Raw genomic sequence first — 15,820 nt, forward strand, 5'->3', positions numbered from 1 at the left:
TCCGAGCCTTTCATGCGGGCCGTGAGTTCACCAGGCTCACCATCTCCTCGATCGCCAGCGCGACCACGTCCGGATCGGTCAGCGGCGGCTTGTGGGCCGAGCGCGGTGCGAGCACGAAACGGCCGTTCGGGGAAGCCGCGGCCCGGGCCTCGTTCGCCGCGTTGGCCTCGGCCCGTAGGGCGCGGTTCATGCCGTCGCCGGGCAGCGCCCCGCAGACGACGGTGACCGCTGCATCGCCTGTGTCCGGAGGTGCCTCGCGCCAGGTCTGCAGCTCGTCGAGGAAGGTCCGGGCCTGTTCGGCCTGTGTCCGGAAGACGTTGGGCGCCAGGCCGTCCGCAAAGAAGTCGGCCCGCGCGTCGGGCGGCAGGGACACTCCGTCGCGGCGGAACAGGGAGCGCTGCAGGCCGGTGCGGGCGATGAGCGGGCCGATCGTCGTCAGAACCCTCTCCGCGCGGCGGAAGGCGGTGCCGAACAGGGAGTCGGCGCCCTCGTCCGTGGGATCGACGAGCACGAGACCCTTCACACGGCCCGGTCGACGCGATGCCGCGAGCCGTGCGATCGGCCCGCCCGCGCTGTGCCCGACGAGGATCAGCGGTCCCGGATACCGATCGGTGAGGTCCGCCAGGTCGTCGGCCATGCGACTCAGGGTGCGCCCGCGGGGGTCGGCTGCACTTCGGCCGAGGCCCGAGCGGTCGTAGACGACCGCTCGCGCGAACCGGCCGACCTCGGGTTGCACGAGAGCCCAGGACGACCTCGTGGTCGCCGCGCCACACTCGAAGACGACGGTCACCGCATCCGGGTCCGGGTCGGGCCCGGGAAGTTCGAGTACGAACAGCTCGCGCCCGTCCGCCAGCGTCAGCGGTCGTTCTTCACCCTGTATATGAGCCACGCAACCGATAATGCCACGCCGGGTAAGGGCCACCTAAGCCCAAGCTGTCAGATCGAGCCGGAGAAGGTGTCGCACTTGTTGGGATCGCCGGACTGGTAACCGGTGCTGAACCACTTCACGCGCTCCGCCGACGATCCGTGGGTCCACGACTCCGGATTGACGTTGCGACCCGCGTTCGTCTGGATCGTGTCGTCGCCGATCGCCTTCGCGGTCTGGATCGCCTCCTGGATGTCGCCCTTGGTGAGCGGCTTCAGCAGCGGGTTCGCGCCCTTGTCGGCGTGTGCGGCCCAGACGCCGGCGTAGCAGTCGGCCTGCAGTTCGACGCGGACGGAGCCCGATTCCGCGCCCTGCGCGCTCTGCTGCGACTTCTTGATGTCGCCCAACAGATTCTGTACGTGGTGCCCGAACTCGTGGGCCACGATGTACTCCTGCGAGAACGGCTTGTTGGAGCCGCCCATCTGCCCGATCACCTTGTCCATGAAGTCGAGCTGGAAGTAGGCCTTCTTATCGGCAGGGCAGTAGAAGGGCCCGGTGTCGGCGGATGCCACGCCACAGGCCGTGTTCACCGACTGCGCGCCGGACGGCATGATCACGGTGCCCACGGGCTTGGTGTAGCCCTTGAGCAGCTGCGGCCACACCGTGTTGAGGCTGACCGTCGTCGCTTTGATCCGGCAAGCGGTGCTCTTGTTCGCGTCCGCCCCGGTCTTGCAGGCGTCGAGTTGTTGCTGCAGCTGTTGTTGTCCGGCCGAGCCGGCGCCGGAGCCGACCTGCTGGCCGCTGCCGCTGGGCGAGCCTCCGCCCAGGAAGCTCGACGCTCCCCAGATGATCAGCGCGATCACCACCGTGCCGATCCCGCCGCCGCCGAGTATCGCGCCGGTCGGGAAACCGCCGCCTCCGCCGCCGAATCCGCCGAACCCTCCTCCGCCACCACCGCTACCACCGGCGCTGACGTCGCCGCCGCTGATGTCACCGTCGTCCCTGAACGTCACTTGGTCACGCCTTTCGGATAGTGCACTGGTCGAATAGTCGGCTGGATCCCGCAGCTAGCTAAGCACGAATGCGGGTGAGAATGTAGCCGACGCCGGGTCGTACCATGGAGCGTCGTGTCGGCCGTCGGCCGAGAGATACCAGAAGTTCTATCGAGAGGACCTCCACGTGCTGCGCACCCACCTCGCCGGATCGCTGCGCTGCGGCGACGAGGGCACCGTCGTCACCCTGACCGGATGGGTCGCGCGGCGGCGTGACCACGGCGGCGTCATCTTCATCGACCTGCGGGACTCGTCGGGCGTGGCACAGGTGGTCTTCCGTGAGTCGGCGGTCGCCGAGCAGGCGCATCGACTGCGGTCCGAGTACTGCGTGCAGGTGACCGGCACCGTAGAGAAGCGGCCGGAGGGCAGCGAGAACCCGAATCTGCCGTCCGGCGCGATCGAGGTGAACGTGTCGGACCTCGTGGTCTTGAACGAGGCTGCGGCGCTGCCGTTCCAGCTCGACGAGGAGCCGGGTGAGGAGGCGCGTCTGAAGTACCGCTACCTCGATCTGCGTCGCGAGGGCCCGGCCGCCGCCCTGCGTCTGCGTTCGAAGGCCAACTCGGCCGCGCGCCGGGTGCTCGACGGGCACGATTTCGTGGAGATCGAGACCCCTACGCTGACACGCTCGACCCCGGAGGGCGCGCGCGACTTCCTGGTGCCGGCGCGCCTTAAGCCCGGCAGCTTCTACGCCCTGCCGCAGAGCCCGCAGCTGTTCAAGCAGCTCCTGATGGTGGCGGGCATGGAGCGCTACTACCAGATCGCGCGCTGCTATCGCGACGAGGACTTCCGTGCCGACCGTCAGCCCGAGTTCACCCAGCTCGACATCGAGATGAGCTTCGTGGACCAGGAGGACGTGATCGCCCTGGGCGAGGAGATCGTGCGCGCGCTGTGGGAGCTCATCGGGCACGAGATCCCGCTGCCGATCCCGCGCATCACGTACGCAGAGGCCATGCGGCGCTACGGATCCGACAAGCCGGACCTGCGTTTCGATATAGAGATCACCGAGTGCACCGAGTACTTCGCCGACACGCCGTTCCGCGTGTTCCAGGCGCCCTACGTCGGCGCCGTGGTCATGGCCGGCGGTGCCGCACAGCCCCGCCGCCAGCTCGACGCGTGGCAGGAGTGGGCCAAGCAGCGCGGCGCCAGGGGGCTCGCGTACGTGCTGATCGGCGACGACGGCGAGCTCGCGGGCCCCGTGGCCAAGAACCTGTCGGATGCGGAGAAGGCCGGCCTGGCGGAGCACGTGGGCGCGAAGCCGGGCGACTGCGTGTTCTTCGCGGCGGGCGCGACCAAGCAGATGCGGGCCCTGCTCGGCGCGGCGCGCAGCGAGATCGCCGACAAGCTGGGTCTCATACGTGAGGACGACTGGTCCTTCGTCTGGGTCGTCGACGCGCCGCTGTTCGAGCCCGCCGACGAGGCCACCGCGGCAGGCGATGTCGCCGTCGGCCACGGTGCGTGGACGGCGGTGCACCACGCGTTCACCAGCCCCAAGCCCGAGTCGCTCGAAACGTTCGACACCGACCCGGGCGACGCGTTGGCCTACGCCTACGACATCGTCTGCAACGGCAACGAGATCGGCGGCGGCTCGATTCGTATCCACCGCCGCGACGTGCAGGAGCGGGTGTTCGCCGTGATGGGTATCGATGAGGCCGAGGCACGCGAGAAGTTCGGCTTCCTGCTGGACGCGTTCGCATTCGGCGCGCCGCCGCACGGCGGTATCGCGTTCGGCTGGGACCGTGTGGTCTCCCTGCTGTCGGACTCGCCGTCGATCCGTGATGTCATCGCGTTCCCCAAGTCCGGCGGCGGCGTCGACCCGCTGACGGACGCGCCCGCGCCCATCACGGCGCAGCAACGCAAGGAGTCCGGCATGGATACCAAGCCCAAGGCCGCCGGCCCCGAGGCGAGTGGCGGTGAGGGCGAGTAGCCGACACGTACAGTGCTGACGTGACCGTCGACAGCGCCGATCGCCGTGACGCCGGCATGCTTCTGGGCGGCTACCAGCCGGGGGAGCCGTACGACGAACTCCTCGACCCCGACGGCGCGCTCCGGACGCCGTGGCGGCCGCTCGCGCACCGGCTGCACGAGCTGCGCCACGACTCCCTGATCCGCGTCCGCGACCGGGTACGGGAGATGGTCGACGACGACGACATCACCTACAACCCGGTCGCCGGCGGCCCGGTCGACGGCCTCGGTCCGGACACCGCGCAGGCCGCCGCCTCGACGCGGTGGCGCCTCGACGCGCTGCCCATGCTGTTCGACTCCGACGAGTGGGACGGACTCGCGCGTGGCGTCGCGCAGCGCTCGGCCCTACTCGACGCGGTGCTCAAGGATCTCTACGGCCCACAGCGGGCGGTGCGCGAGCAGATCGTGCCCCCCGAGGTCGTGTTCGGGAATCGCGGTTTCATCCGCCGCGCAGTGGGTGTCCCGCCCCCCGGGCCGAAGTCCCTCTTCCTGCACGCCGTCGACCTGGGGCGAACCCCGGACGGGAACTTCGCGGTGTTCGCGGACCGCACACAGGCACCGTCGGGTGTCGGCTACGCGCTGGCCGGTCGGCGGATCCTGTCCCGGTCGCTCCCGCGGATGTTCCGCGCCGCTACGCCGCGGTCGCTCGGATCCTTCGCGCAGCTGCTTCGCGGATCATTGGTGGACGCCGCGCCGAACGGCGTCGAGGACCCGACCATCGTCGTGCTCAGCCCGGGCTCCTATTCCGAGACCGCCTTCGACCAGGCGCATCTCGCGTCTGTACTCGGCGTGCCGCTGGTCGAAGCGGGCGACCTGACGGTGCGCGACGGCGGTCTACACATGCGCGCACTGGGGCGGATGAAGCGTGTCGACGTGGTCCTGCGCCGCGTCGACTCCGAGTTCTCCGATCCGCTCGACCTGCGCACCGACTCGCGCCTCGGCGTCGTGGGGCTCGTCGAGCTCATGACCCGCGGTGCGGTGAGCGTCGTGAACACACTCGGGTCCGGCGTCCTCGAGAGTCCCGCACTGCACCCGTTCCTGCCCGAGCTGTGCCGCGTGTTGCTCGACGAAGACCTGCTGCTGCCGTCGACGCCCACCCATCACCTCGCGTCCACCGCGGGGCGAGCGGCGCTGGACCAGCAGCTCGACTCGCTGGTTCTGACCCGCATCGCGAGCGGTGAGCGTGTACTGGGGAGAGGCCTCGACGGGGCCGCCGCTCGCGAGTTGCGCGCGCGGGTCGCCGAGGAGCCGGAGCTGTGGGTCGCGCAGGAGGTGCCCGACTACTCGACCGCGCCGTCGCTGCTCGACGACGGTGCTGTGGCCGCACGTGGTTTCGGCATGCGCACGTTCTCGGTCGCGCAGGAGTCGGGCTATGCGGTCATGGGTGGCGGGCTGGGGCAGGTGCTCTCGGATGCCGCTGATGGCACCACGAGCGGCACCGCCGCCGCCAAGGACGTGTGGGTCCCGATATCCGAGGACACCAGGGCGGGCGTGCGCGTCGCGACCCTGCCGGCGATCCCGCGCCCGACGGTGCCCGCCAGCGGTCCCGTCGCGACGCCACGCGTGCTGTCCGATCTGTTCTGGATGGGTCGCTACGCCGAGCGCGCCGAGGCGATGGTGCGGATGCTCGGCGTCGCGAGCGAGCGCACCGCCGAGTACCGGAACCGCCCGTGGCAGGCCGGGGCCGCGTCGCTTCAGCCGTGGCTGGACGCCGTGGTCGCCGTTTCCGCGACCGGCGACGCGCTGGGGCCCGTGCGCGCCGAGGGCCCGGACGAGACCGACGTCGCCGCGGCACTGCGCACGTTGACGCTGGCGCCCCGCCTCGAGGGGTCGGTGACCCAGTCGTTCACCCGCGTGGTCGGGGCGGCACGCGCGGTCCGCGACCAGATGTCGACGGGGACGTGGACGGTGCTCGGCGGTGCGGAGCGGGCGCTGCACCGTCTCGACGTCGCAGTCGAGGACGACGGCGCCCAGCTGGATCTCACGCTGGCCGACGTGCTGGTCTCGCTGCTCGCGTTCTCGGGTCTCGCCCGCGAATCGATGGTCCGCGACCCGGGCTGGCTCATGATGGACGCAGGCCGCCGCATCGAGCGCTCGCTGCAGCTGGTTGCGTTGACCCGTGAGGTGCTCGTCGCCGTCCACGACCCCGATACAGACGCTGCGCTCATCGAGGGTTACCTGATCGCGTGCGAGTCGTCGGTGACGTACCGGCGCCGGCACCGCTCGGTGATGCTGGCGCGCGCCGCTGTGGACCTGATGTATTTCGACGAGTCCAATCCGCGTTCGCTGATCTATCAGCTGCACCGGCTGCGTACCGACCTCGCCGCTCTGCCCGACGAGTTGCGGTCGGGCCCCGTGGAGCGGATCGTCGAGGAGCAGATCGCGCAGGTCGGGCGGTTCGACCCCGGTGACACCGACCTCGTCGACGGCGGCCGTCGCGCGGCCCTCGACGGGCTGCTGGGCGGTATCGCCGACGCGCTGCGCGAGGTATCGGACGTGCTCGAGCGCACGCGCTTCGCGCCGCCCGGCGAGGCGCGACCGCTGTGGTCCGGCACCATGGGAGGGGAATGATGTCCGAACCCACGACGGCCGCAGCGGCACCGTCGGCGGCGAAGCCCCTATCGTTCAGCGAGCGCACCGCGGATTCGCGCACGCGCACCTACCGGGTGGTGCACTCCACGCGCTACACGTATGACGCGCCCGTGACCTCGTCGTACGGCCGCTGCTACCTCGCGCCTCGCGACCTGCCGGAACAGCGGGTGCTGGAGCACGCGATCGAGGTCGATCCCGAGCCGTCCGACCGGTCGGAGGGCGTGGACGCGTTCGGCAACACCGATACGTTCTTCCATGTGACGACACCGCACACCGTGCTCGCGGTGACCGGGACGTCGCTGGTGGAGGTGGATCCGCTCGACGCGACGATCACCGGCGAGGGGGCCGCGGTGGCGCCTTGGGAGCTCGCGCGGCCCGCGGGAGCGGCGGGCGCAGCGGCGACGCAGTACCGTCTCGACCTCGAGCCGCCGGAGATCGACGATGCGGTCCGCGAATACGCTGCGGCGATCTTCACGCCGGGCAAGCCGCTGGTGGAGGCCGTCCGGGACCTCACGACCGGCATCTACACGGACTTCCGGTACCACTCGGGCTCGACGTCGGTATCGACGCGGGTCGGCACCGTCATGCAGCGGCGGGAGGGTGTCTGCCAGGACTTCGCGCGGGTTGCGATCGCGTGCCTGCGCTCGCGCGGCCTCGCCGCCCGGTACGTATCGGGCTACCTCGCGACCGAACCGCCTCCGGGCCAGGACCGGGTGGTCGGCGCCGGCGCGACACACGCGTGGGCGGCGGTCTGGATGCCGGGAGGGAAGTGGCTGCCCTTCGACCCGACGAACAACAAGTTCGTAGACGAGCGGCACGTGACCGTCGCGTGGGGCCGCGACTACGAGGACGTCCCCCCGCTTCGGGGCGTCGTGTACACCGAATCCCGGCAGAGCCGCATCGCCGTGTCGGTGGACGTAGCCCCTGTCGCATAACGGATCTGCAACAGCCGGGGAATTCCGCGCAACGGAAACTGTGGACACCCTCAGTCGGCACCCTACTGGGGTAGCCTCGGGGGCGATGGTTGCAACGGTGGAATCGGTCGGGCGTGGACGGGTCGTGGAATCGACCCTCGCGGCCGTGGAGCGCCTCCTGCAGCGGCGCACGGGGATGGAGACGATCCTCGTGGACCCGGAGGACCTGGGTGGGAGCGGCCGCACTCTCGTGATGCGCGCACGCGTGGCTCACAACAACTTCTCGCTACCACGCACCGTCGTCGTCAAACAGCTGCTGGACGCCGATGCGACCGACGCGGACCTCGGCGAGGCTTTCGCTCGCGAGGCCGCCGCCTACAAGTTCGCCACCGCGCTGCCCGTCGACTCCCGTCCGGGGCCGACGCTGCTCGCGTCGGATCCGGAGCAGCGGATCCTCGTGCTATCGGACCTGGGTGTCGGGGACAGTGTCGCCGCAGTGCTCGCCCGTGCCGAGACCATGGCCGCAGGCACGCTGCTCGCGGCGTGGGGGCAGGCCCTCGGCCGCATGCACGCCGGCACCGTGGGGCGTGAGGACGACCTGAGCGCGCTCGCCCGGCGCGAGCACACGGACGTGCGGCACGACCCCGTCGGTTGCGAGGCGGCGCGCGCCGCGGACAGCGTTCCGGGACGTCTCGCAGATCTCGGTATGGTCGCGCCCGCCCCGACGGAGCTGCTACGCAAGGCCGCGAGCCTCTTCACCGGCGGGCCCTACCGCGCATTCAGTCCGTCGGATGTGGGCCCCGACAACGCGGTCGTGATCGACGGAGGCGTGCGCTTCCTGGACTACGAGTGGGCCGGGTTCCGTGACGCGACGCTGGACGTGGGTTACGCGATGCTCACCTATCCGAACCCGCTCCGGACGGGTTTAGAGGATGGACTGTCCGGCACGCTCGTGGAGTCGTGGCGCTCGGAGGTGGTCCGGATCTGGCCGCGCCTCGACGATGACGTGACCCTGCTACGGCACATGGCCGCCGCGCTCACGGCGTGGCTGGTGCTGGCGACCTATTGGCATCTCCCCGATGGCCCGGACTCGCAGGACGCGGGTTTCGACGCGGGGCACCTGCACGCGCTCACGGAGTGGTCGGGGGCCGACCTCGCGGACCGGTGGCAGGCGCTCGCCGCCGCGTTGGGTCCGGAGATGCCCCAGGTGGCGCCGGGCCTCGCAGAATTCGCCGCGGGCGCCGCGGACATCGCCCGGAAGCTGTGACCTCCAGCCTGTTCGGGGACGACGGTGACCTTGGCGCGGCGGGGGCGGGCGCCGACGCGCGGTCCGGTGTCGAGTTCGTGCCCACGCACGCGGGCGCGCCCCTTGCAGCACGGATGCGACCCGCCACCCTGGACGAGGTGGTCGGCCAGGAGCATCTACTCGGCGCGGGCACTCCGCTTCGGCGGCTGATCGAGGGCTCCGGGGCCGCATCGGTGATCCTGTACGGCCCTCCCGGCACGGGAAAGACGACCATCGCATCGCTCGTCTCGGGCGCCACCGGGCGACGGTTCGAGGCGCTGTCGGCACTGTCGTCGGGCGTCAAGGAGGTTCGGGGCGTCATCGAGCTCGCCCGGCGCCGCCTGTCGGCCGGCGAGCAGACGGTGCTGTTCATCGACGAGGTGCATCGGTTCAGCAAGTCGCAGCAGGACGCACTGCTCGCAGCGGTGGAGAACCGCGTGGTGCTGCTCGTCGCGGCGACCACCGAGAACCCGAGCTTCTCCGTTGTGTCGCCGCTGCTGTCGCGCTCGCTGGTGCTCGCGCTGCAGCCGCTGGAGCCCGAGCAGATCGGCACGCTGATCGACCGCGCTCTCGCCGACGCGCGCGGCTACGCGGGTGTGCTCGTGATCGCGGACGACGCGCGCGAGCATCTCGTGCGGCTCTCGGGCGGCGACGCGCGACGGGCACTCACCGCGCTCGAGGCCGCGGCGGACCTCGCCATCGCAGCGGGCGAGACCGAGTTGTCGCTGGTGCGGGTCGAGGCGTCGATCGACACCGCGGCCGTGCGGTACGACCGTGCGGGCGACCAGCACTACGACGTGATCAGCGCGTTCATCAAGTCCATCCGCGGCTCGGACGTCGACGCGGCGCTGCACTACCTGGCCCGCATGATCACCGCGGGGGAGGACCCACGGTTCATAGCGCGCCGGCTCGTTGTGCATGCGTCCGAGGACGTCGGCATGGCCGATCCGACGGCACTGCAGGTTGCCACAGCGGCTGCGCAGGCGGTGCAGCTGATCGGCATGCCGGAGGCGCGACTGGCCTTGGCGCAGGCCACGATCCACCTCGCTACCGCACCCAAGTCGCCCGGCGTGAACGCCGCGATCACGGCGGCGCTCGGCGATGTGGCGACCGGGAAGACCGGTGCGGTCCCGGCAGCACTGCGGGACGGCCACTATGCGGGCGCGAAGCTGATCGGCAACGCGCAGGGCTACGTCTATCCGCACGACCATCCCGGCGGCGTCGTCGCGCAGCAGTACCCGCCGGACGAACTGGTGGGCACCGACTACTACCAGCCCACCGAGTACGGGTTCGAGCGCGAGATCAAGCCGCGGGTGGCGCGCCTTCGCTCCATTCTCCGGCGTCGGTAAGGTCGTAGGTCGTTACCGACGCCCTGAAGCCTAAGGAAGCTGCGTGCAGACCCACGAGATCCGGAAGCGGTTCACCGACCACTTCGTGAAGAACGGCCATACCGAGGTGCCCAGCGCCTCCCTGGTCTTGAACGACCCGAATCAGCTGTTCGTGATCGCGGGCATGGTGCCGTTCGTGCCCTACTTCCTGGGGCAGCAGACGCCGCCCTACGACCGCGCCACCTCGATCCAGAAGTGTGTCCGCACACTGGATATCGAGGAGGTCGGCATCACGACCCGCCACAACACCTTCTTCCAGATGGCAGGCAACTTCAGCTTCGGCGACTATTTCAAGCGCGACGCCATCCGGTTCGCGTGGACGCTGCTCACCGGCGCAGTGGAGGACGGCGGCTTCGGTATCGACCCCGAGCGCCTGTGGTCCACGGTGTACCTCGATGACGACGAGGCCCGCGACCTGTGGCTCGAGGTCGGCCAGGTCCCGGAACGGATCCAGCGCCGCGGTCTGAAAGACAACTACTGGTCCATGGGCATCCCCGGTCCGGCCGGACCGTGCTCCGAGATCTTCTACGACCGTGGCCCCGACTTCGGCGTGGAGGGGGGCCCGGAGGCGGACGAGGACCGGTACATCGAGATCTGGAATCTCGTCTTCATGCAGAACGAGCGCGGTAAGGGGCTCGGCAAGGAGAACTTCGAGATCCTCGGCGAATTGCCGAAGAAGAACATCGATACCGGTATGGGCATCGAGCGCGTCGCCTTCCTGCTGCAGGGTGTCGACAATGTGTACGAGACCGATCTGCTGCGTCCCGTGATCGATCGCGCGGAGGAGCTGACCGGGCAGCGCTACTCCGCGGGCGACCCCGAGCGAGACCGGCTGTTCCGCGTCATCGCGGACCACACCCGCACCGCCGTGATGCTCATCGAGGACGGCGTCAATCCCGGTAACGACGGCCGCGGCTACGTGCTCCGCCGGCTGCTGCGTCGCGTCGTCCGGTCGGCGCGTCTGCTGGGCGCCGCGGGCGAGACCATGGGCGCATTCGTCGACACCGTGCTCGCGACGATGTCGCCGTCGTACCCCTCCCTCGCCGACGACGCCGAGCGCATACGGACCGTTGCGATCGGTGAGGAGGCTGCGTTCCTCAGGACACTCGAACAGGGCACGACGTTGTTCGGGAACGCCGCCTCGTCGACCAGGGCGGCCGGGAGCTCTGTGCTGTCCGGCGACGACGCGTTCACCCTTCACGACACCTACGGCTTCCCGATCGACCTGACTCTGGAGATGGCGTCCGAGGCCGGTCTCACGGTCGACGAGGACGGCTTCCGAGCCCTCATGGCAGAACAGCGGCAGCGCGCGAAGGACGACGCGAACTCCCGCAAGTCGGCGCTCGCGGATCTATCGGTCTTCCGCGAGTTCGTCGACCGCGGGCCGACCGAGTTCACCGGCTTCGACGAGCTCACCTCGGGCGCGCAGGTGCTGGGCCTCGTCCGCGACGGCGTGCGGGTTCCGACAGTCGCGACCGGGGAGGACGTCGAGGTCGTCCTCGACCGCAGCCCGCTGTACGCGGAGGCCGGCGGCCAGCTCGCGGATATCGGCACCATCACGACCGCGGCCGGCGCGCAGATCGTCGTCACCGACGTGCAGCGCGTCGCCAAGACCGTCTGGCGCCACCAGGGCACCGTGGCTTCCGGGGAGGTCGCGGAGGGTGACACCGTCACCGTCGCCGTGGACCCGGCACACCGGCATGGCAGCACCCAGGGACATTCCGGTACGCACCTCGTGCACGCCGCATTGCGTCAGGTGCTCGGCCCGAACGCCGTGCAGGCGGGATCGCTGAACCGCCCGGGTTACCTGCGTTTCGACTTCCGGTGGCAGGGCGCGCTGTCGGAGCAACAGCGAGCAGAGATCGAGGGCGTCACCAACGCTGCCGTGCAGGCCGATTACGCCGTGAACACCGACGTCACCGACCTGGAGACAGCCAAGCGGCGCGGCGCGATGGCACTGTTCGGAGAGAACTACGGCGAGCGTGTGCGGGTGGTCGAGATCGGTGGGCCGTTCTCGCTCGAGTTGTGCGGCGGCACGCACGTCGCGAGTTCCGGGCTCGTCGGGCCCGTCACGCTGCTCGGCGAGAGTTCCGTCGGTTCGGGCGTGCGCCGCGTCGAGGCGTACGTCGGCCTGGACGCCGTCACGGAGCTGAACAAGGAGCGCGCCCTGGTGTCCGCGCTGTCGTCGTCGCTCAAGGTTCCGTCCGAGGAACTTCCCGGTCGTGTCGAGTCGATGGTCAACCGTCTCAAGGACGCCGAGAAGGAACTCGAGAAGCTGCGCTCCCAGGCGGCGCTCTCGGCGTTGTCCGAGCTCGCGGCGTCGCCCGAGCGGGTGGGCGCCGCGCGCGTCGTCGCGGCCCGCGCGCCCGAGGGCGTGGCCGGAGGTGACCTGCGCGGCCTCGTGACGCAGCTGAAGGGTCGCGTAGGCGCAGAGCCCGCCGTGGTCGCACTCTTCGCCGAGGACGGTGACAAGGTCCCGTTCGCCGTGGCGGTGAACGACGCCGCGCAGGATCTGGGTGTCCGTGCGGGCGATCTGGTGAAGGCGGCGGCGCCGGCGGTCGGCGGCCGGGGCGGCGGTAAGCCGGACCTCGCGCAGGGCGCCGGATCGGATGCGTCCGGGATCGACTCCGCTCTTGCGGCGGTCCGAACGGCCGTCGCGTCGGCGGTGGGCGCCTGACGGTGGGCGGATTCCAGCGGGGGAGACGACTGGCTCTGGATGTGGGCCGGGCCCGCATCGGCGTCGCCGTGTCCGACCCCGACGGAATCCTCGCCACGCCCGTCGAGACGGTACGAGCGGCCAAGGACGGCAGCGACATTCGCCGGATCCTGGCGCTCGTCGACGACTTCGAGCCGATCGAGGTGGTGGTCGGGCTGCCGCGTACCCTGCGTGGCGAGCACGGCGCCTCGGCGCAGATGGCGGAGAGCTTCGCGCGTGGATTACGCGCCGCGCTGGCGAGATCCCAGCGTGAGCCTGCACCGCGGGTATGTTTCAGTGACGAGCGGTTCACGACGGTGGCCGCGCAGCGCGCGCTCCGTGAGAACGGCATGCGTGCCAAGCAGCAGCGATCGGTGATCGACCAGGCCGCCGCGGTGGCCATCCTGCAAGGATGGCTCGACGAGCAGCGGTCGGCGGCCACCGGCAGCGAGGAGGACGACGAGTGAACGACGGCTGGCACACCCAGCGCGCCGAACCGACGCAGATCGGCTCCGAGGAGGGGCGCCCGCCCACGTCTCGGGCCGAACGTCGCCGCGAGAGGGAGAGGCAGGCGCGGGTCGCCCGTCGCCGTCGGTTCGTGTTCGTCGCGATCGTCGTGATCTTCCTGGTCGTCGTGGCCGCCGTTGCCTACCCGCTGCGGCACACGCTCGGTATCAGCAGGTTGTGGGGCGGCGACAGCGTGTCTGCGCAGGACTGGTCCTCGGGCTCGGAGGGCGCCGACGTCGTGGTACACGTGACCGGTTCCACCAACGGTGAATTCGCGCAGAACCTGGTCGACGCTGGAGTCGTGCGGTCGGTCGGCGCGTTCAACGAGGCCGCCACGGACAAGCCGATCTCGGCCGGCTACTACCTGATGCGTAAGCACATGTCGGCCCAGAACGCAGTGACTGTCCTCGTCGACCCGCAGCGCGCGCACCGCGTCGGGATGCTCAACGTTCCGCCGGGCGCGCAGCTCGACGACAAGCGCGGCATCGACAAGAAGACGACCCGTGGGATCTTCTCGATGATCGCCGAGGCGACCCAGTACGAGGCGAACGGCAAGAAGCACGCGATCACGGTCAGCCAACTGGCCAAGGCCGCCTCGACGGCGACTCCCCAGGCGCTCGGGGTGCCGGATTGGGCGGCGGCCGCAGTCAAGGCCAAGACCGGCGATCACCGGCGCCTCGAGGGGCTCATCGCGCCCGGCATCTGGGACCAGGTCGACCCGGATGCGAGCCCCACCGCCATCCTTGCGGATCTCATCTCGAAGTCGGCGGCGAAGTACGAGGTGCAGGGCCTGCTCGACGTCGCGCCAGACGGGCCGGCCAAGCTGACTCCGTACCAGGCACTCGTCTCGGCGTCGGTGGTGGAGCGCGAGGTCAACAAGTCGGAGTACTACCCCAAAGTCGCCCGTGTCGTACTGAACCGCCTCGCCAAGAAGCAGCGACTGCAGATGGATTCGACGGTCAACTACACGGCGAGCGTCACCAACATCGACGTCGCCGGCGAGAACCTGTCCAAGGCGACCGACTGGAACACCTACGTCAAGTACGGGCTGCCTGCGACGCCGATCGGGGCCGTCGGGCAGGACGCGCTCGATGCGGTCGAGGATCCGGCGCCGGGCCCGTGGCTGTACTTCGTCACGATCGACAAGGACGGCACGACCCTGTTCACGGCCGACTACACGGAGCACGAGAAGAACCGGCAGAAGGCCTGCGATTCCAAGCTGCTGTCGACCGGCTGCTGATGCGCGCCGCCGTGCTCGGCACGCCCATCGCGCACTCCCTCTCGCCGGTTCTGCACGAGGCGGCTTTCGTGGCGCTCGGTCTGGACTGGACGTACGAACGGATCGAGTGCGACGCCGAGCGCCTGCCCGGTCTCGTCGCCGCAGCCGACGCGGACTGGGTGGGATTCTCGGTGACCATGCCCGGGAAGTTCGCCGCCCTCGCGACGGCCACCGAACGAACCGATCGTGCCGCTGCGGTGGGGTCGGCCAACACCCTCGTCCGCACTGGCGGAGGCTGGCTCGCGGACTGCACCGACATAGACGGGGCAGCCGCGATGCTGGATGAGGTCGGCGCGCCGGCTGCCGCGGGTACCGCTCTGGTCGTAGGCGCGGGCGGATCCGCGCTGCCGACCATCGCCGCGCTCGCGGAACGAGGCTGCGCCCGGGTCACCGTCGCCTCCCGATCGCGTGAGCGTGCCGACGGTGCACTGAGATGCGCCGCGGCGTTCGGCGTCGAAGCCACATGGGTCGCGCTCGATCCGACCGACCTCGTCCGCGTGGGCGAGGTGGACGTCGTGTGTTCGACGGTGCCGGCCGTCGCCCTCGCAGGCGAGCTCGCATCCGTACTCGCGGGTCTGGCGCCTGCCGTCACGGATGCGATCTACGAGCCGTGGCCGACGCCGCTCGCGGCTGCCGCCGGTGTGCGGGGCGCGGCCGTCGTCGGGGGGCTGACGATGCTCCTGCACCAGGCGTTCCGGCAGTCCGAGCTGTTCACAGGCCGTCCCGCGCCTCGCGCGGAGATGGCCGCGGCGCTCGCGGCGGCGCGCTCGGCCTAGCGACGCTGCGGGCATCCGTCGCGGCGCGCCGAACCTGTCGGTGCTCCGGGGGATGCTCCCGGCATGGAACTCGTCGTCCTGCTGATCGCTGTGCCGTGGGCGCTGGCCGCCGCGTCGATCGACGTGCGGACGCGCCGCCTTCCGAATGTCCTGACGGTGCCCGCATGCCTATTGGCCACGACGGCGGCCTGTGTGGGTGCGGCGGCGGGCGAGTGGGAGCCGTTGGTCGGCGCGGCTGCGTGGTGCGGCGTCTATCTCGTGGGTTTCGTCTGCGGCGGTATCGGGGCGGGCGACGTCAAACTCGCCGTCCCGTTGGGAGCGGCGGTGGGCTGGGTGGCCGGGCCGACGGGTGTGTGCATCGCCGTAGTGCTCGCGCAAGTGTGCTCGCTCGTGGCGGCGGCATCGGCCCGCAGCCGTGCGAGCCCGCACGGCGCGGCGATGCTCTTAGCCGCGTATGCGGTGTGCGTCGCGACTATCTGGTGACCGACCGATTCCGACGGCTTCG

The 15,820-nt window shown here is 70.3% G+C and carries 12 protein-coding genes; 10 read left to right on the top strand and 2 right to left on the bottom strand.

Annotated features, from left to right (window positions below; all coding sequences use genetic code 11):
• Positions 1–10: 10 nt before the first annotated feature.
• The gene (locus P0W64_RS01020; RefSeq protein ID WP_275478177.1) at positions 11–889 is read right to left on the bottom strand and encodes an alpha/beta hydrolase; all 879 of its coding nucleotides are present in this window, start codon (positions 887–889) and stop codon (positions 11–13) included.
• A gap of 47 nt (positions 890–936) precedes the next feature.
• Positions 937–1,878 (bottom strand): neutral zinc metallopeptidase, encoded by a 942-nt coding sequence (locus tag P0W64_RS01025; protein WP_275478178.1) that lies wholly within the window; start codon positions 1,876–1,878, stop codon positions 937–939.
• 166 nt (positions 1,879–2,044) lie between these two features.
• On the opposite strand from P0W64_RS01025, the gene aspS reads away from it, so the two are divergent.
• The 10 genes from aspS to P0W64_RS01075 all read left to right on the top strand — a co-directional run bounded on the left by aspS (position 2,045) and on the right by P0W64_RS01075 (position 15,798).
• Positions 2,045–3,841, top strand: a complete 1,797-nt coding sequence (gene aspS / locus P0W64_RS01030; protein ID WP_275478179.1) for an aspartate--tRNA ligase — start codon at positions 2,045–2,047, stop codon at positions 3,839–3,841.
• Positions 3,842–3,861: 20 nt separating this feature from the next.
• Positions 3,862–6,450, top strand: coding sequence for a circularly permuted type 2 ATP-grasp protein (locus P0W64_RS01035; protein WP_275478180.1), 2,589 nt, complete (start codon positions 3,862–3,864; stop codon positions 6,448–6,450).
• Positions 6,450–7,406: a transglutaminase family protein gene (locus P0W64_RS01040; RefSeq protein WP_275478181.1), complete on the top strand. Its 957-nt coding sequence runs from the start codon at positions 6,450–6,452 to the stop codon at positions 7,404–7,406. Before P0W64_RS01035 ends, P0W64_RS01040 begins: the two co-directional genes overlap by 1 nt.
• 85 nt (positions 7,407–7,491) lie before the next feature.
• Positions 7,492–8,652: a hypothetical protein gene (locus P0W64_RS01045; protein ID WP_275478182.1), complete on the top strand. Its 1,161-nt coding sequence runs from the start codon at positions 7,492–7,494 to the stop codon at positions 8,650–8,652.
• The gene (locus P0W64_RS01050) at positions 8,649–10,019 is read left to right on the top strand and encodes a replication-associated recombination protein A (RefSeq protein WP_275478183.1); all 1,371 of its coding nucleotides are present in this window, start codon (positions 8,649–8,651) and stop codon (positions 10,017–10,019) included. Before P0W64_RS01045 ends, P0W64_RS01050 begins: the two co-directional genes overlap by 4 nt.
• Before the next feature lie 43 nt (positions 10,020–10,062).
• Positions 10,063–12,735, top strand: a complete 2,673-nt coding sequence (gene alaS, locus P0W64_RS01055; protein WP_275478184.1) for an alanine--tRNA ligase — start codon at positions 10,063–10,065, stop codon at positions 12,733–12,735.
• Positions 12,736–12,737: 2 nt separating this feature from the next.
• Positions 12,738–13,220 (top strand): Holliday junction resolvase RuvX, encoded by a 483-nt coding sequence (ruvX, locus tag P0W64_RS01060; RefSeq protein WP_275478185.1) that lies wholly within the window; start codon positions 12,738–12,740, stop codon positions 13,218–13,220.
• A complete protein-coding gene (locus P0W64_RS01065) occupies positions 13,217–14,500 on the top strand; it encodes an endolytic transglycosylase MltG (RefSeq protein ID WP_275478186.1) in 1,284 nt (427 codons plus the stop codon). Before ruvX ends, P0W64_RS01065 begins: the two co-directional genes overlap by 4 nt.
• Positions 14,500–15,315: a shikimate dehydrogenase gene (locus P0W64_RS01070; protein ID WP_275478187.1), complete on the top strand. Its 816-nt coding sequence runs from the start codon at positions 14,500–14,502 to the stop codon at positions 15,313–15,315. Before P0W64_RS01065 ends, P0W64_RS01070 begins: the two co-directional genes overlap by 1 nt.
• A 63-nt stretch (positions 15,316–15,378) precedes the next feature.
• The gene (locus tag P0W64_RS01075; protein WP_275478188.1) at positions 15,379–15,798 is read left to right on the top strand and encodes an A24 family peptidase; all 420 of its coding nucleotides are present in this window, start codon (positions 15,379–15,381) and stop codon (positions 15,796–15,798) included.
• The last annotated feature ends 22 nt before the right edge of the window (positions 15,799–15,820 follow it).

The organism is Tsukamurella sp. 8F (assembly GCF_029167375.1).
In the GTDB taxonomy this organism is placed as follows: domain Bacteria; phylum Actinomycetota; class Actinomycetes; order Mycobacteriales; family Mycobacteriaceae; genus Tsukamurella.

Excerpts from the sequence above, each read along its gene's own strand:
- P0W64_RS01045 (WP_275478182.1), top strand. The coding sequence starts at position 7,492 with ATGGTTGCAACGGTGGAATCGGTCGGGCGTGGACGGGTCGTGGAATCG.
- P0W64_RS01075 (WP_275478188.1), top strand. The coding sequence starts at position 15,379 with ATGGAACTCGTCGTCCTGCTGATCGCTGTGCCGTGGGCGCTGGCCGCC.
- P0W64_RS01040 (WP_275478181.1), top strand. The coding sequence starts at position 6,450 with ATGTCCGAACCCACGACGGCCGCAGCGGCACCGTCGGCGGCGAAGCCC.
- P0W64_RS01070 (WP_275478187.1), top strand. The coding sequence starts at position 14,500 with ATGCGCGCCGCCGTGCTCGGCACGCCCATCGCGCACTCCCTCTCGCCG.